The 15,957-nt window shown below is 67.2% G+C and carries 19 protein-coding genes; 12 read left to right on the top strand and 7 right to left on the bottom strand.

Annotation, left to right across the window (positions count from 1 at the left end; all coding sequences use genetic code 11):
• The first annotated feature begins 298 nt into the window (after positions 1-298).
• Both ABD331_RS25565 and ABD331_RS25560 read left to right on the top strand, forming a co-directional pair.
• Positions 299-871 (top strand): DUF6461 domain-containing protein, encoded by a 573-nt coding sequence (locus ABD331_RS25565; protein WP_344479402.1) that lies wholly within the window; start codon positions 299-301, stop codon positions 869-871.
• A gap of 95 nt (positions 872-966) precedes the next feature.
• Positions 967-1,236, top strand: coding sequence for a hypothetical protein (locus ABD331_RS25560; RefSeq protein ID WP_344479399.1), 270 nt, complete (start codon positions 967-969; stop codon positions 1,234-1,236).
• Positions 1,237-1,288: 52 nt separating this feature from the next.
• On the opposite strand, the gene ABD331_RS25555 is transcribed toward ABD331_RS25560, so the two are convergent.
• On the bottom strand, positions 1,289-1,528 hold the full coding sequence (locus ABD331_RS25555) for a hypothetical protein (RefSeq protein WP_344479396.1): 240 nt from the start codon (positions 1,526-1,528) through the stop codon (positions 1,289-1,291).
• A 557-nt stretch (positions 1,529-2,085) separates the two neighbouring features.
• Between ABD331_RS25555 and ABD331_RS25550 the strand changes: the two genes are divergently transcribed.
• The gene (locus ABD331_RS25550) at positions 2,086-2,655 is read left to right on the top strand and encodes a CAP domain-containing protein (RefSeq protein ID WP_344479394.1); all 570 of its coding nucleotides are present in this window, start codon (positions 2,086-2,088) and stop codon (positions 2,653-2,655) included.
• A 236-nt stretch (positions 2,656-2,891) separates the two neighbouring features.
• On the opposite strand, the gene ABD331_RS25545 is transcribed toward ABD331_RS25550, so the two are convergent.
• The 3 genes from ABD331_RS25545 to ABD331_RS25535 form a co-directional block, all read right to left on the bottom strand.
• The gene (locus ABD331_RS25545) at positions 2,892-3,809 is read right to left on the bottom strand and encodes a YDG/SRA domain-containing protein (RefSeq protein ID WP_344479392.1); all 918 of its coding nucleotides are present in this window, start codon (positions 3,807-3,809) and stop codon (positions 2,892-2,894) included.
• Between the two features lie 368 nt (positions 3,810-4,177).
• Positions 4,178-4,387: a DUF397 domain-containing protein gene (locus ABD331_RS25540; RefSeq protein WP_344479390.1), complete on the bottom strand. Its 210-nt coding sequence runs from the start codon at positions 4,385-4,387 to the stop codon at positions 4,178-4,180.
• Positions 4,388-4,405: 18 nt separating this feature from the next.
• Positions 4,406-5,263 (bottom strand): helix-turn-helix domain-containing protein, encoded by an 858-nt coding sequence (locus tag ABD331_RS25535; RefSeq protein ID WP_344479388.1) that lies wholly within the window; start codon positions 5,261-5,263, stop codon positions 4,406-4,408.
• Between the two features lie 171 nt (positions 5,264-5,434).
• Between ABD331_RS25535 and ABD331_RS61010 the strand changes: the two genes are divergently transcribed.
• Both ABD331_RS61010 and ABD331_RS25530 read left to right on the top strand, forming a co-directional pair.
• Positions 5,435-5,965 carry an ATP-binding protein gene (locus ABD331_RS61010; RefSeq protein ID WP_425566041.1) on the top strand — a complete coding sequence of 177 codons (531 nt, stop codon included), beginning with the start codon at positions 5,435-5,437 and terminating at the stop codon, positions 5,963-5,965.
• Between the two features lie 118 nt (positions 5,966-6,083).
• Positions 6,084-6,242, top strand: coding sequence for a hypothetical protein (locus ABD331_RS25530; RefSeq protein ID WP_344479386.1), 159 nt, complete (start codon positions 6,084-6,086; stop codon positions 6,240-6,242).
• 94 nt (positions 6,243-6,336) lie between these two features.
• Here the strand turns inward: ABD331_RS25530 and ABD331_RS25525 are convergent, their stop codons facing one another.
• Both ABD331_RS25525 and ABD331_RS25520 read right to left on the bottom strand, forming a co-directional pair.
• The gene (locus tag ABD331_RS25525) at positions 6,337-6,621 is read right to left on the bottom strand and encodes an NUDIX hydrolase (RefSeq protein ID WP_344479384.1); all 285 of its coding nucleotides are present in this window, start codon (positions 6,619-6,621) and stop codon (positions 6,337-6,339) included.
• 219 nt (positions 6,622-6,840) lie between these two features.
• Positions 6,841-8,142 (bottom strand): hypothetical protein, encoded by a 1,302-nt coding sequence (locus tag ABD331_RS25520; RefSeq protein ID WP_344479382.1) that lies wholly within the window; start codon positions 8,140-8,142, stop codon positions 6,841-6,843.
• Positions 8,143-8,378: 236 nt separating this feature from the next.
• On the opposite strand from ABD331_RS25520, the gene ABD331_RS25515 reads away from it, so the two are divergent.
• From ABD331_RS25515 to ABD331_RS25485, 7 genes are all read left to right on the top strand, one after another.
• Complete coding sequence (locus ABD331_RS25515) at positions 8,379-8,864, top strand: NUDIX domain-containing protein (RefSeq protein ID WP_344479380.1); 486 nt, start codon at positions 8,379-8,381, stop codon at positions 8,862-8,864.
• 95 nt (positions 8,865-8,959) lie between these two features.
• Positions 8,960-9,508 (top strand): hypothetical protein, encoded by a 549-nt coding sequence (locus tag ABD331_RS25510; RefSeq protein ID WP_344479378.1) that lies wholly within the window; start codon positions 8,960-8,962, stop codon positions 9,506-9,508.
• Positions 9,509-9,901: 393 nt separating this feature from the next.
• Positions 9,902-11,122, top strand: a complete 1,221-nt coding sequence (locus ABD331_RS25505) for a serine hydrolase domain-containing protein (protein ID WP_344479376.1) — start codon at positions 9,902-9,904, stop codon at positions 11,120-11,122.
• 107 nt (positions 11,123-11,229) lie between these two features.
• The gene (locus ABD331_RS25500; RefSeq protein WP_344479374.1) at positions 11,230-12,696 is read left to right on the top strand and encodes an MFS transporter; all 1,467 of its coding nucleotides are present in this window, start codon (positions 11,230-11,232) and stop codon (positions 12,694-12,696) included.
• Positions 12,697-12,731: 35 nt separating this feature from the next.
• Entirely contained in the window at positions 12,732-13,139 is a 408-nt protein-coding gene (locus ABD331_RS25495) for a hypothetical protein (RefSeq protein ID WP_344479372.1), read from the top strand.
• 138 nt (positions 13,140-13,277) lie between these two features.
• The gene (locus tag ABD331_RS25490; RefSeq protein ID WP_344479370.1) at positions 13,278-14,690 is read left to right on the top strand and encodes a phospholipid carrier-dependent glycosyltransferase; all 1,413 of its coding nucleotides are present in this window, start codon (positions 13,278-13,280) and stop codon (positions 14,688-14,690) included.
• A 102-nt stretch (positions 14,691-14,792) separates the two neighbouring features.
• Positions 14,793-15,449, top strand: a complete 657-nt coding sequence (locus ABD331_RS25485; RefSeq protein ID WP_344479368.1) for a maleylpyruvate isomerase N-terminal domain-containing protein — start codon at positions 14,793-14,795, stop codon at positions 15,447-15,449.
• Between the two features lie 7 nt (positions 15,450-15,456).
• Here the strand turns inward: ABD331_RS25485 and ABD331_RS25480 are convergent, their stop codons facing one another.
• Positions 15,457-15,882, bottom strand: a complete 426-nt coding sequence (locus tag ABD331_RS25480) for a PPOX class F420-dependent oxidoreductase (protein ID WP_344479366.1) — start codon at positions 15,880-15,882, stop codon at positions 15,457-15,459.
• Between the last annotated feature and the right edge of the window lie 75 nt (positions 15,883-15,957).

Raw genomic sequence — 15,957 nt, 5'->3', positions numbered from 1 at the left:
GTCCGCGGCGGATGGAGCCACCCAAGATAGCCCGCGCACGCCGCGAGGATCACTGAATCGGCAGAAGTCGTCACGTTACGTAAGGCCCTCAAAGCTTGGGCCTCCCTCTCAAAGCTCGGGCCTTCGCATGGGGCGCTTCGCGCATTGAGCTTCGGGCTGCGCCTTGTGGGGGAGCCGAGCTCCCCCACACCCCCTTGCCGGGGGCCTCCCGGCCCCCGGACCCCCGGCCTTGGCCGGGTTCGGCTTTCCTTGGTGCTCTTCAAGCTCAACTGTCGGTAGCACCTGCGAGCATTGCGCAATGATCTTCGACAAGAACCACGCCGAGCTCGCCGAGATAGGCGGCTGCATCACCTACGTCCGTGGCCTGACACCGGAGGAAGTGGCGATCCGGCTCGGCGTCCGCCTTGAGGACTTCGAGCCGGCGACTTTCACGCAGCTGTTCGGCAGCTCGTCCGGGGCGCTCGTCGGAATCACAGTCGTCGGTGACTGGGTGTTGATCGTCGAAATGGCGGGCACCGTGCTCGGCCTCACCACAGACATCGTCACTCGGTTGTCCGCGGGCACCCGCCTCGTCTCCCACTACTGCCTCGACATCAAGGCACTCGACTACTTCTACTGGCTTGAGGACGGGCAGCTTCGGTTCTGCTTCGTCGCCCAGGAGGGGTACATGGAGCCGGTGCCGGAGGAACTCGTGGAGACCATGAACGAGATCGACGCTCGCTACCCACCGCATGTCGATATACACAGGGGCCCGATGTTCCTCCTCGCCGAGCGCCTCACGGGGATCAAGCTGACGCCGCAGTTGCTGGAGGAGGCCACCTACCTGTGCGGGGTCGTTCCCGAGCCTGAGTGGGAGATCATGGGCTGGTGAGAAGCCGGACGCTGGTTTCCAGCTGCGGCGTGGCTCTTGTAAGGGGCGGTGATCGCATCATTGGCCGGATCGGGCGTGCACGGGATACCTCCTCTGTGGGCGACGACGTCTGGCACGATGAAGTGCACTGGCTTCTCGATGAGCTGTGTGTCCGCCACGGGTTCTGCCTCCCGCCCGGGAAGCAGCAGCGGCTGCTTGAGCAAGCACCTTTTATGACCGTGGATGCCTTCACGGATGCCGTCTTCATTGCCGAGGGGATGGACCCGTCCCTCTACAAGAATTTGCGCCGAGGGGTACGAGAAACGGTGCAACGGCGCTTGCCTGCCATAAAGCACGAGTCCGAGTGGGACATCCGCTCCGAGTGATGAGCTGTTTCCGGCCCCTGTTGGTCTCTTGCGCAGTGGCTTGTGAGCGGCCTCACGGGTGCTGAGCTCGCAGGTCGTTCCAGTGATAGCCGCACTCGACAGGCGGAAGGCCTTCGAAGGTGTGTAGAGGGTCGATCTGCAGGTCGCTCAGTCGTTGATCCTGCGAATGCGCGTGGTACGCCATCGCCTTGTTGATCGCGTTGGCCACATCGGGCGCCTCCACCACCCACGTGTACGGCGCCTCACCGTCGTAGCGTTCAGTACCTGCGACGGTCACGGTGAAGGTCTTCATGCAACCTCAGCGTTCCTGCAGAAGACGGAGCAAGCGGGAAACTTGACGCGGAGATCGTCGAGGGCATCTTGCATGGGCACAGGCTATGCCGACCTCTCTTGTCCTGCCCGGGAGTTCCAAGATATCCCGGTTCGATGACCTTCGCTGACGGACGAAATCCGGTGCTGTATTCCAACGAAGACCTCTTCGCCGGGCATGCTCGTCCCCGCCGAGCCGCGGTCGGCAGTCGGGCCGGGGCGTGTCCAAGGAAGGCGTGGCGAGCGCTAACTCTGCTGCTCGTAGACGGCACGCTCTACTTGATCCTAGGCGCAGGGCATTCTCGTCGGTCAACCAGCCATCGGTCAGGGCCTGGCGCCATGGCGCTGACAAGGATGTGTTACGAGCGGGCACTCCGGTTGGAGCCTGATATATCCGGCGTAGAGGTCGATCAGAATAGGTTTGTAATCGAGCCACCGGCGTTGAGAGTGTGGTGGTTGCTGCGACATGAGATGACAAACCGATATGGGTGCGCCAGAATGCAGAGCCGTCAAGCTTCTACCGCAGCTGGGGAGATTTCAATGATGCGCCGACCTCTTGGGTTATTCGCTGCTGCCGCTGCTCTGGCCACGATCGCCGCGCCCATGAGTCCCGCGCAGGCTGCGACGGCGTCCCTGTCTTCTGGCGTTGGCCAGTCCGGCTCGTTCATCCTGTCCCGGCTGGCCACCACGGCGTCCTCTTTCGGCGCTGCCGCAGTGGGATCGGCGCAGGAGAACGAGGTCGTGCGGCTGGTCAACGCCCGGCGAGCGAAGAAGAAGGGATGTCGAGCGCTGAAGCACCACCGGCAACTTCACCGGGCCGCCCGCGGACACTCGGTCGACATGGTCGAGAACAACTACTTTTCGAGCACTGACCGCGACGGCCGAACCTTCATGGACCGCATCAGAGAGGCCGGCTTCACCGGCGGCACCAGCTTCGCAGAGAATATCGGCAAGGGCCAGGGCACCCCAGCCAAGGTCGTGCAATCCTGGATGGAAGCCCCCGTAACAAAGGCCGCCATCATGAACTGCAAGTTCACTTTCATCGGGGTCGGTGCGGCCGAGGACTCCAATGGAGTGATCTCTTGGACCCAGGACTTCGCCGCCAAGTGACCCGTGCCGTAGTGAGCTGCTGGAAGAAGATTGCCGGCGACCTGTTTTGCTGGCGCTGAGAGCACAGCCCGTCCATCAGCCGATCGAGCGGGATAAACCTGCTGTGGTCGTGTCGCGGGCGTAATGCCGAACCAGCCGCCGATCTCAGGCGCTGCCGTCGCTGGTGTTGAGCCACATGGCGCTGGATCCCAGCGCCCACGGGTTCATTTCGGCGTCAAGCCCCGCCATGTAGGCGTTTATTTGGCCCAGTAGCTACGATGCTGGCGTACATACTGGATGCCGATGGAGTGCTTCGGGTGAGTTGCGAGCTTGCCGATGATCTGCTGGGACGTCGCGTCCACAATTCTCAGATCATCGGTGAGATAGAGCGCACCATAATCAAATCGTAGATGATCGTTCGGGCACAGGCAGAGAGCGTTTTCTTCGCAGTCTGGGCCGTTGTGTGGCTCGCCTAGTCCCTGGATGTGGGCGACCTCGCTAGCGGGGCCGCCAGGCAGCTCAACTGTTGTGCGGCAGATTTGGCAGACATTGTCGTGCCACTTCTTGATATTCCTGACCACGCTTGCCCTGCGGTTGAGTTGCTGGATGGCTCGCTCTGTGCGACTCACCGGACCTGACTGAGTGAGGGACTGCGCTTCCGGCTGGTCAGCTTCGTCTGCTTGGCCGAAGTCTCTCACGATCTCGGATGTAGAGATCTTCTCCATTCGGAACTGGAGCACTCGAAAGCCGTCATCACGCGGCTTGAACCAGTGCCGCACTACGCGGTACAAACCGTCGTACCGATATCCCGTAGTGGGAGCGTAAACGGATTTCTCTTCGTACCCTCGGATAACTCGTACAGGGAGTCCCTCGGCCTGGCTTCTGACAAGGCCGGCGTTGCCGCTGGTGAGTTCCTGGTCGGCGATCTGGCGCCCTCGCGAATCCTGCCCTCCTTGTCCTGTATAGATGATGATGTCTCCATCATCCTGGTCGTCCGGGTATCCGCCGTTCAGTACGATCGCATCGGCGCCCTCTGCCGGCGTGCCTGAGATTCCGTTCTGCTTGTGTGCGTGCAACCCAGCGAGACGGAGCTCTTCTCGATCCGCGTAAGACGTACCTTCGGGGTGCCCGGGGATTTCGCCAAATGTCCGGATATATGCCACGGGCGTGATCATGCCACCTGGCGGCGAATGGTGCACGCGGAGCCGTCAGGGCTCGGCGGATGTAGTTGCTTCGCAGGGAGCGGTAGTTGATGCTGAGCGCTGGTCCGGGGGTGGCCGCTGATCCATGGGAGCGCTAGCTGGGGCGCCGCTGCGCCGCCCTGCTGGAGCGGCTCCGCCTTGCCGTTCTGGGCATCCCGCCGTTCGCGGCGATACGCGACCCGAGCCGTCTTCGTCCCGCCAGGTGCATCAACAAGCACCTCGCCATGGAACTGCTGAGGGAGGCGCTTCGCACTCCACATGACCATGTGGTGAAGCGCATTTGGGCTGCGCTAGAGGTACATGCAGGCAGGGATGTCGTCAGCTCGCCTGGTGTCTCGCTATCAGTCGGAGAAGCCGAACTCTCCCGCATGGACCCCGGCCAGGAACGCTTCCCACTCGGCCTTGGTGTAGATGATCACGGTGTCCCGCTGCTTGCTGTGCCGAACAGCTACCCGTCCGGACCCGTCCTGGAGCGGACCGGCCTCGACGCAGTTACCGCCGCCGTCGGCGCTGTAGCTGCTGATATGCCAGGCGATCTCAGGCGTGGTCATGACCGAACGGCTCCGTCCCTAGGCGTCGGCGAGACTCTCCTCGGCTGTGGTGATCAGCCTTAGCGAGTCTTCAGTGCTGAGCGCATTGCGTTGCATGCGGTCATATTTCAGCTTAAGCCCGTCGGCGGCTTCTCCTTCGACGTAGATCGCGCCGGCCGGGGTCGGGACGTACGCCACGGCGGGAAAGGGCTCGGGCAACTCGAAGATGCGGAAGGCGCCATCGGGGCTGGCATGGGCTCCTGCTTGGAGCGGAAGTACGCGGAGCTGGATGTTGGGCGCGGCAGCGTACTGCATGAGTCGGGCCAGTTGCCCGCGCATGATCTCGGGCCCACCCATCGGGCGGCGGAGCACGCATTCGTCCAGGATCGTGGAGAAGCAGGGGCCGTCGTCGGTCAGGATCTTCTGTCTGCTGAGGCGGAACTCGACCCAGCGGTTGACCTGCTTGTCGGTTGCGTCCGGGTCCTCCGCGCGGATGACGGCTTCCATGTACTCGCGTGTCTGGAGCAATCCGGGGATCACCAGCGCGTCGAAGGACGTGATGCTTTCGGCGCGGGCTTCCAGCCAGGCGTAGTCCACGATGCCGAGGGAGACATCGCCTGAGTAGTCGTCCCACCAGCCGTTCTGCCAGACGTCCCGGCTGAGGCGGACCAGGCCTTCGCGTGCCTGGGGCGCTGTGACGCCGTACAGATCGAGGAGGGCGAGGACGTCAGGGGTGCGGGCCGGGTACAGGCCGACCTCGAAGCGGCTGACCGTGGAGCCGTCGCGCTGGAGGTATTCTCCGGCGTCCTTGAGCGTGAGGCCGGCGCGTTCGCGTAGTTCTCGCAGATGCTTGCCGAGCCATTGGGCTCGGAGCGTCACCCCGCGCTTTCCGCTCATGCTCACCACCTCGATCGGCTGTCCCGAAGGTTACACCTGCAACGTGCACCTCAGAATGATTCAGCTTTTCGCTATGCAAGTTTGCACGATGCATGTCAGTATCGAGTCTGTTGCTCAGCGTGACGATCCGAATGGCGGTGGGCGCCGCCGTTGGTGACGAAGGGCGGGACGATGAACGGGATGACGTGGTGGGGCGACTTCCCCGGTGAGTGTGCACAGGTCGCGCAGGTTCGACGGCTTGCCGGCGCGTTGCTCCAGGACTCCCGGGTTCGCGATGATGCGATCTTGTGCCTGGTCGAACTATCCAACAACGCGATCCTGCACACCCGATCGGCGGGCGGTGTCTTTACGGTCGGAATCTGGTCGGCAGAGGCCATGGCCAGGGTCGCAGTGAAGGACGCAGGTGGCTGGGATGAACCTGTGCTGCGCTCAGCCAGTCGGGGACAACTGGCTGAAGGTGGTCGAGGGCTTGCCATCGTGGTCGCGCTTGCCGGAAGGGTCGGAGTCGCGGGCGGCGAGGAAGGGCGCGTGGTGTGGGCGGACCTGTGGTGCGAGGGCGTAGGTGCGGAAGCCGACGCAGCGTGGTGGGAAGAAGTTCCGCCACTGAGTGCGGGCTGTGGAGGGTGTTGGGCGTCGAGCGGGCGGCCGTCTCGGACGATCTACTCTGCGGTGTGCACGAAGGGCGAAGTGCGTCATGGCTGACCAGGAGTGGCATGGTGTTCACCCGGTGCCGTTCCGGGATGGGTATCAGCGTCTCGGGTGGCGGGTGCCGAGTGGTCGGACGCGGCGTGTGCGGGTGCGCGAGCACACGTGTGAGTGCATGTCCGTGATCTACGAGTTCTGTCAGGCGGGTGGGCTGATGTTCATTCAACGCGTGGTTCGGGCCGAGGGAGGAGAAGAGCGGCACGAGACGGCGCGGCTGCCATGTGCTGAGGCGAAGCTTCTCTGGGATCTTCTTCTGGACGGGCGCGCCGGATGAGACGGGGCCTGTGTCGAGTCAAGTCGACCACCGAACCCGAGGCGATTCACGCACTCGGCCGCTGGTTGTTCTAACCGCCGCATGCTGTCCGTGCTCAACCTGTGCGCACCGCGTGGATCAAAAGCCCGATGGTGGTCTTGGGCCCCATGTAGGAACCGGCCTCGGGAAAGCCGGCCTGGGCCAGGTGGGTGAAGCGCTCAGAGAACCTGACGAACTCGACCTCGTCGATCGGGCGGGTGTCGGCACCGGCGGTGACGTCTCCGACGACCCCGCAGACGCGAGTGACCTTGAAGGTCAGGTGCACGACGTTCACGGGCAGGTGATCACAGATATACAGCAGGCGGCCCACCCGGACCTGCAGTCCGGTCTCTTCCCGCATCAGAGCGTCCCCGAGCGCCTCGCCCTTTTCCTCCGGGCAACGACCACGACCGCCCGCTGTCGGTGTCCTGGTTGAGCAATGGCAGGTGGCCGGTCTCGGTGAGAGCACCGGTCACCCGTACGACCTTCATGCAGGAACCTACTGGCTGAACATGGCGGGGCTCATCGTCGTGTTGATCGCGTACTTGCCAGATCTGTCGCGCTGAGCTGCCCGCGCCCGCTATTCAGCGATGAAGACCGGTCGTGCGCCGAGGTCGGTGCCTCTCCAGGACAGTGGCTCGGAGCCGTGTACCCAGCCCACGTGCCGGCCGGTGCCGACGAACTCGTAGACGTGGGCGTCGGGCCGCCCGGGCACCTCGACGCGAACGACCGATTTCGCGCCGCTCAGTTGGGCGGCGAGTTCGGCGAAGGCGTCCGCGCTGGGGTGCCGCACCGTCAGCAGGCCCTGGTCGTCGTAGTCCAGGAGTGTGAACTTCGAGAACAGCAGGTTGAGCCAGGCGTAGGGGTCGGCCGGGCGGAGTGCGTCCGGGCCGAGCTGCCAGCACACCGTACGCCGGATGCCGCAGGACAGAGCGATGACGTTCCTGACGATGATGTCGTCGGCGTTGAGCCGGTGCCGCTCGGCCTCCAGGTCGGCCGGGCAGCCGGTCATGAACATCTGCAGGGTGGGCGGCAGGTCCGGCATCCGGTTGTACAGCCGCCGCATGGCCTGCCGTACCGGCTCGGCGGTGAACAGACCGGTGCGGAAGTCCTCGATGGTCATCGTGTGCCATGGGGTGAGGGCGCCTGCTGCGAGTACCTCGCCCAAGTGCTCGAACGCCTCGGGGTACTGGACCAGCAGTGGTCCGTTGTACTCGCCCACGATCACTGGCTTGTCCGTCAACGAACGGACCTCGGCGACGATCGACGGGATCTGGTACGGGTCGCCGTAGAGGTGGATGTCGAAGATGTCGTAGCTGTGCTCGCCGTCGCGGATCAGTTGCAGGAAGAAGTCCTGTTCTGCGCCTGGTTCCGCGAAGGCGGTGGGTGGGCAGCCGCCGAGCACCACCAGGGCTTGCGGGTCCGTCGCCTTGACTGCCTGGTGGAATCCGGCCAGGTGTGTGACGTACTCGCCTGCCGTGCCCGCCCAGAACAGGGGGTTGGAGGGCTCGTTCTCGCATTGCCAGTACCGCACGCGTCCGCCGCAGTGCTTCACCAGTGCCCGCACCAGGCGGGCGTAGGCGGCTGGGTCGTGCGGCGGCGACGCCGGGAGGAGATCCGTGGCTCTGGTCGTTCCCCACGTCGAGGAAGAGCCCAGGGTGAACCACAGCTCGGTGTTGGCGTCGGCCTGGTCGAGGACGGCGTCCACCGCGCTCCAGTCGTAGTGGCCGGGCTCGGGCTCCAGTTGCGACCAGTAGAAGAACGTGCGGATGAGACCGGCGCCGAGAGATTGGGCTTGCGGGGCGAAGATGTCGGGCTCGGCGATGAGGCCGTACTGGATGCTGCGCACTACGCCGAGTCTGATGTCTGATGTGATCGTCATGCCGCTCATCGTGGGGATCAGGGCTGGCAGACGCCTGGCATCTGCCTGGCAGCGTGAGTGCCGCAGCACGGCCGCATGCTGGGGTGCGGGGTGCGGCGCCGTCATGGCCTGGCCGGTCGAGTGCTCACCCCGCACCGGCCCGAAGCCGAGGTGAGCGCCTCGCTCCTGATCGACTGCCGCACCGAGCGGGTCGGATAAGCAGGTGGCGGCAGGGGCGGCGGGGTAGCGTGGATGAAGTGAGTCAGACCTTTCTGCCGCCCGCCGAGTGGTACGCCACCCTGCCCACGGTTCACCTGTCGGCGTGCATGCTGCTCACCGACGAAGCCGACCGCGTCCTCCTGGTCAAACCCAACTACCGCCCCCACTGGGGAGTGCCCGGCGGCATAGTGGACGACGGAGAGCCGCCCCACGTGTGTGCCGTGCGTGAGATCGGCGAGGAGCTCGGCCTGGAGATCCCCTCCGGCCCGCTGCTCGTGGTCGACTGGATTCCTCCGATGGGTGAGCGGGTGCGGCCGATGATGAACTTCATCTTCGACGGCGGCACCATCGCCGATCCCTCCCGCATCCGGTTGCAGACCGACGAGCTCGACGATGCCCGGTTCTGGGGCTGGGAGGAGGCGGCCACCAAGCTGCCCGCCACGACCGCAGCCCGCATCCCGGCTGCTCGGGCCGCTCGCGACAACCAGCAGACGATCTTCCTTCCGGCCGAGCGTGACGCCTGAGCTGGTGGGCATGACTCCGGGCCGGGTGACGAGGCAAGCCGGACGGGCGAGGCGCCGGCTTCCCTAGGCGGCGCCGGGGATACACACTCCCGGGTATGGAGACGCGGCGCATCGGCACGATCCTCGCGGTTCTGCTGACGATCCTCTACCTGGCCTACATCGTGGCCATCCCTCTCGGCCTGGTGACTCACCGGCTTGAGGTGCATGAGGTGGCGTTGGCCGCGGCTCTGCTGGCTGGGGTGTGGTTCGCGGCGTCGCCGTACTTCATCACGGATGTGTCGATCGGCGCTGAGGGGTTCAGCGCCCGGTTGGAGAGGGCCGAGGCGAAGCAGCGCGTACTGGAGGGTGAGTTGCGGGCGCTGCAGGTGACGCTGGGCGGGCTGGTGACCAAGCACGAGTGGAACCATCTGCGGCGGCTGTCTGAAGAGAAGTCGGTGCTGGTTCGGCATCGGGAGGACGGGAAGCTGCAGCAGGAGCTGGAGCGGCTCGACGCTCTGGGGTTCTTGGAGCCGCTCGATTCGCAGCGGGGGCTCAATGCGATTCGCGAGGATCATGGGCGGCCGGGTGAGGAGTTCGACCTGACGCGGTACGTCAAGATCACGGATGCGGGGCTGGAGTATCTGGGGTTGCGCGAGAAGCTGTGAGGGTGTCTGCCGGGTGCGGGAAGCAGGCAGACATGGCCAGGGGTGACGAGACGCCAGATCTCCGCGGCCAGGCCGGGTCCATGTTGCTGCTCTGCTCCTGAGAGCGGCGGCAGGTCGTCGAAGCGGGCGCGTCCGAGCCGTCCAAGCGCTTGCAGTACAGCAAGACCACCGCCGACCAGGCGCTGCCCGCCGTGACCGCGCGTCCATGACCCACCCTCATGAAGATCTCGGAAGCCCTTGACGCCGCCTGAGAGCAAGCACTGTCAGCTGTCAGTCACCGCGTCAGGCCGATGACGGCCCCGTATCAGGACGCTCGGCGAAAGTTCTTCTCGTGACCGGCTCGGCACGACGAACCGGCTCACACCGAGACACAACAATCTGAGGGAGATCCTGATGACCACCGGCTTTTCTGTAACGGGACTGCGCAGGCTGCGCGAGGTTCTGACCAGGCACGTCGACTCCGGTAAGATCCCCGGCCTGGTGGCGCTGGTCAGCCGCAACGGCCAGACCCACGTAGAGACGCTCGGCACGATGCAGCATGACGGCGGCGCCCCGATGCAGCGGGACACCATCTTCCGGATGGCCTCCACCTCCAAGCCGCTGTCCATCGCGGCGGCGATGGTGCTGCTGGACGAGTGCCGGCTGCGGCTGGACGACGTGGTGGACCCGTGGCTGCCCGAGCTGGCCAACCGCCAGGTCCTGACGAGCCCCGGCGCCGACCTGGACGACACGGTGCCGGCCCGCCGCCCGATCACGGTCAGGGACGTGCTGACCTCCACCTTCGGCCTCGGCATGGACATGACCGCGCTGGGCACCCCCATCCTGGGCGCCATCTTCGAGCGGGGCCTGACGCCGAACCTGCCGGTCGAGGTGCCCGAGCAGGACGAGTGGATGCGCCGCCTCGGCGAGCTGCCGCTGATGCACCAGCCCGGCGAGCAGTGGCAGTACCAGATCAGCAGCGACCTGGTCGGCGTGCTGGTGTCCAGGGTGACCGGTAAGACGTTCGAGGAGTTCCTGAGCGAGCGCATCTTCGAGCCCCTGGGCATGAAGGACACCGGCTTCCACGTCCCCGCCGACAAGATCGACAGGCTGCCCCCCCTGTACGCCCCCGACCCCGCCACCGGCGAGTTCCAGGTCTGGGACGAGGCCGAGGGCGGCAGGTGGAGCGCCCCGCCCGCGTTCCAGGGTGGCGGCGGCGGGCTGGTGTCCACGGCCGACGACTACCACGCCTACTTCCGGATGCTGCTCAACGGCGGCGTGCACGACGGCAGGCGGATCCTGTCCAGGGCCGCGGTGGAGCTGATGACCACCAACCGCCTCACCCCCGAGCAGCAGGCCGTCCGGCACGCGCTGGCCACCAGCGCCGTGCACATCTCCTTCGGCCAGGGCCAGCAGGGCGGCTGGGGCCTGGGGATGGCGGTCCGCACCCACCACAACGACTACGCCCCCATCGGCCAGTTCGGCTGGGACGGCGGCAGCGGCACCTCCACCTACGCCGACCCCGCCAACCAGATCGTCGGCGTCCTGCTCACCCAGGTCGGCTACACCGTCCCCAGCCCGGCCCACGTGATGGCCGACTTCTGGACGACCGTCTACCAGGCCATCGAGGACTGACGCGGAGCCGCGCCCGAGGGGGACATCCCCTCGGGCGGGCCTGGCCTCAAGCAAGTCCAGCGAAGCCCGATCGCCCTCCGCACACACGAAACGGAAGCTGAAGAGACATGCAACCGCACCCCCGCCGCTGGCTGATCCTGATCGCCCTGTGCCTGAGCACGATGGTCCTGGTCATCGACAACATGGCGCTCACCGTGGCGGTCCCCGCCCTGGCCGCCGACCTGGGCGCCACCTCGCAGGACATCCAGTGGGTCCTCGAGTCCTACATGCTGGTCTTCGCCGGCCTGCTGCTCACCGCCGGCTCCCTGTCCGACCGATTCGGCAGGCGCAAGGTCATGGTCATCGGCCTGGTGCTGTTCGGCGCCTCCTCCGCGGTCGCCACGTTCGCCACGAACCCCGGCGAGCTGATCGCCGCCCGCGTGGCGATGGGCGTCGGCGGGTCGCTGATCATGCCGTCCAACCTGTCCATCATGATGACGGTCTTCACGGACGAGGCCGAACGCCGCAAGGCCATGGCCGCCGGAGCCGCCTTCAGCGTGCTCGGCCTGGTCGGCGGGCCCGTCCTCGGCGGCGCGCTGATCGCCACCCTCGGCTGGGAGGCGGTCTTCTGGATCAACGTCCCGGTCGCCGCCCTGGCGATCCTGGCCGCCGTGACCCTCATGCCCGAGTCCAGGGGGCCGGTGACCAGGCCCGACCCGCTCGGCGCGGTCCTGTCCGTGGTCGGGATGTCCGCGCTGGTGTGGACGATCAACGAGCTCGCACACGGCGTCGCCTGGACCCCGCTGATCATCGCGGTCGTCGCCCTCGGCGCGTTCATCGTCTGGGAGCTGCGCACCGAGCACCCGATGGTGCCGCTCAAGCTGTTCGCCGATCGGAACTTCGCCGGCGGCAGCCTCTCGCTCACGCTGGTCCAGGTCGGCAACGGCGGCCTGCTGCTGGTGCTCACCCAGTACATGCAGTTCGTCCTCGGCTACACCTCCGTCCAGGCCGGTCTGGCCTTCATCCCGATGTTCGCCGCCTCCATCGTCTTCAACGGCGTCGGCGCCGCGCTGGGCACCAGGCTCGGCAACCGCACCACCGCGGTGCTCGGCTTGCTCGTCATGGCGGCCGGGTTCGGGCTGCTCAGCTTCTCCTCCGCCGACAGCTTCGCGACGCTGGCCATCGCCCAGGCCGTGCTCGGCGCAGGCAGCGGCCTGGCCATGCCGTCGGCCGTCGTCTCCCTGATGGGCGCCATCCCCGCCGAACAGGCCGGGGTCGGCTCCGCGCTCAACAACACCATCCAGCAGGCGGGCGCCGCGCTCGGCGTGGCCATCCTGGGCAGCCTGGCCACCAGCAGCTACGCCTCGGCCATGCCGGCCACCGCCTCCGAGGAGGCCCGCCGCTCGGTGGCCGCCGCCGTGACCGACCCGTCCCTGGCCGCGGTCGCCCGTCAGGCCTACGACGCGGCCATGTCGTCCGCCTTCCTGGGGGCCGTGGCCGGGGTGCTCGCCGCCGCCGTACTCGCGCTGCTCCTGCTGCGCGGACGCAAGGCGAGCGCGCCCGTCACCCGCGACACGCAGTCCCTCACCGCCTGAGATACCCCTCGCCACCTGTACGGAGGTCACCCGCCATGTCTGTCACCCTCTCCCGCCAGGACAAGATCACTCTGCGCACCGCCGCCTGGGGCTCGGTCTCACTGATGGCCGCCGCCGACGCCGCCGGACGCCCGCACCGGGCCGCCACCCACGGCTCCATCGCCCTGGCCTCCGCGACCGGCCTGGTCGGGCACGTGCTCGCCGAGTGGCCCAAGGGCGTGAACCTGCGCGGCAAGTCCGTCGCCGAGCTCGCCGACGTCGTCCTCCCGGCCCTGACGGCGACCCGCAGCCTGCTCAACCGGCAGGACCCGGTGGAGGCCGACAACTTCCGCCGCACCGTGCTCGTCGCCGTCGAAGCCGTCGTCAGCACCCACAAGGGCGAGCCCAGCCCGGCCCTCGCCGAGATGGTCCGCAAGATCACCGCTGCCCTCGACGCCGCTTGACCTCCTGCCGGCCGCACGCGGCACCCCGACATAACGCGCGTATAACCACTTCCGGTGACGGCCGGGTTATGCGCCGCTCGCTGAACTACCTCCCCGATGGCCGGGACCCGCTCGGCCCTCTCCATCGGGGGATCATCCATGACCACCACCCTGGCCCGTGGAGTCCGCATACCCGCGGACCTCACGGGCCGCAGTCTTTCCCGGCACCGGGTGTTCGGGTGCCTGCTCGTCCTGGCCGCCGCACTGCGCGTGCTGGTCATGCTGGGGTACGACACCGCGCAGCTCTACTGGTACGACTCCTTCACCTACCTCGACACGGCCGTCCACCTGAGGCCGCAGGGCGCCTTTCACCCCGCCGGGTACTCGTGGTTCCTGTGGCTCCTGCGTCCCTTCCGCAGCGTGGAGGTGGTGGCGGGGGTGCAGCACGCGATGGGGCTCGGGGTCGCGATCATGCTGTACGCGGTCGCGCGGCGCTGGTCGTTGCCCGGGTGGGCGGCGGCCCTGGCCACGGTGCCGGTGTTGTTCGATCCGTCGTTCGTGCGGCTGGAGCACGCCGTCCTGTCGGACCTCCAGGTCATCTTCCTCGTCACGGCGGCGCTGACGGTGCTGCTGTGGCACCCGGGCACTCCCCAGCTCACGGCAGTCGTGAGCCGGACGCCTCAGGTCTCCATCCGCCCCGCTGCGGCAGCAGGGCTGTTGCTCGCCCTGGCAGGTCTGACCCGCACCGCCGCCGTCCCCCTGCTCGGCCTGGCCGTGCTCTACTTGCTGGCACGCCGCACGTCCTGGCGGGCGATCATGGCGTTCGTGCTGGCAGGCGGCCTGCCGCTGCTGGCCTACGCCGGTTGGTACGCCCAGCACCACGGCAGGTTCGCCCTCAGCGGCTCCGACGGCGTCGCGCTGTGGGCCCGCACCATGACCTTCGCCGACTGCACGCGCATCCAGCCGCCGCCCGACCTGGCCCCGCTCTGCCCCAACGGCACCGTCCTCGACGCCGCCTCCGAGTACGTCTGGGCCCCCGGCTCCTCCCTCAACCTCCTGCCCGGCGACCGGTTCACCCACAACGACCAGGCCAGGTCGTTCGCCGTCGCCGCGATCACCGCCCAGCCGTTCGACTACCTGCGCGAGGTCGTCCGGGACACCTCGCTCGCCTTCACCTGGCAGCCCGTCGCCCACCCCAGGCGGGTCAGCGCGCACACCACCTTCCCGCGCGGCTCCTGGCCGCTGCCCGAGCAGCACGCCCTCATCGGCAAGGTACGCGGCGAGTACGACCCCGACATCCGCGGGATGCGGTCGGTCGAGCCGTTCGCGTCAGTGCTGGCCGCCTACCCGTATCCGTGGCTGCTGCACGGGCCCCTGTTCGGGGTGGCGCTGGTGGCGGGCGGGGTGGGGGCGCTGCGGCGGGGACGCAGGACGGCGCTGCTGCCGTGGTCGTTCGCGGTGTTCCTGCTGGTCGCGCCGGTGGCCGCGCTGGACTTCGACCATCGGTACGTGTTGCCGGCGATCCCGTTCGCCTGGCTTGCCGCCGCGCTCGGTCTGCGGCGTTTCAGGTAAACGCCGGTATGGAGCATGAGTCGAAGAGCATGGTGTCTACATGGCGGCTGAGCATTGTCCGGAGGAGATCGGCACGGTCTGACAGTCTGTTAGCGTGCCGCGGTGGATCTCTTCTCGCAGTCGTGGGCCGCGTTGCGCACGGCGGTCGCCGAGCTTCCCGACGAGGCTTTCGAACGGCCGTCCGGGTGCGCGGGCTGGCTCGTCCGGGACCTCGCCTGTCACCTGGTCATCGACGCCCAGGACGTCCTGATCACCCTCGCCACCCCCGAGGACGGGCCGCCGACCAGGAACGCGGTCACGTACTGGGACCTGCTCGACGAGCCGCCGACCGGCGACGACCCGCTCGACGCGCTGATCGTCCGCCTCGCCGCCGCCTACCAGGAGCCGAGGCTGCTCAAGTTCCACCTGGACGACGTCGGGGCCGCCGCCGGGCGGGCCGCCGTGCTGGCCGATCCGGCCGCCAGGGTGGGGACCAAGGACCAGGTGCTCACGGTGGGCGACTACCTGTCCGCGTACGTCCTGGAGTGGACTCTGCACCACCTCGACCTGATCGCCCACCTTCCTGACGTCGGCGGGCCGTCCGATGAGGCGCTGTCCAGGTCCCGCGCGATGCTGGAGGAACTGGCCGGAGCGAGGTTCCCCGAGGCGTTCTCCGACGCGGACGCGCTGCTGGTCGGCACGGGACGGCGGGCCGCGACCGGCGAGGAGCGGGCGAAGTTCGGCGCGTTGGCAGGGAGGCTGCCTCTCGTCCTCGGGTGAGTGGCGGTCAGCTCGCGATGGCGCGGTGGGCGATCACCTTGTCGATACGTAGCCGCACAAGACACTCACCCGGTACGGCGTTGCGGGTGCCGAACTCCTGGGCGCGATCGTCCCCCATGTACCGCCTGCCGATCTCGACGGCCCACGCCAGCATCTCCTCCAGGTCCAGCGAGATGGCCGCACGCCCCTTGAGCAGCACGTACGAGAACGGCGGCGTCTGATCGTCCACGCACAACACGGCCCGCGGGTCGCGGCGCAGCGCCTTGGCCTTGAGCCCGGTCTCAGAGGTGTTGAAGACGACGTCGTCCCCGTCCAGCAGGAACCAGATCGGCGTCACGTGCGGCGCGCCGTCGGACAGCGTCACCCCGAGCTTGCCCGTGCGGGTGCCGGTCAGGACGAACGCCCGCCATTCCTCATCACTCATGCGTTCCATGCGGCTACGCTACGCCGGCGCGTTAAAGGGTTCGAGAACTGTCGGTGCCCGGTGGTACAAAGCAGGTTCCACCTA

The organism is Nonomuraea monospora (genome assembly GCF_039531895.1).
GTDB classification, from domain to species: Bacteria; Actinomycetota; Actinomycetes; order Streptosporangiales; family Streptosporangiaceae; genus Nonomuraea; species Nonomuraea monospora.
The sequence above is the reverse complement of the archived record's forward strand: the minus strand, read 5'-3'. Positions and strand labels throughout refer to the sequence as shown.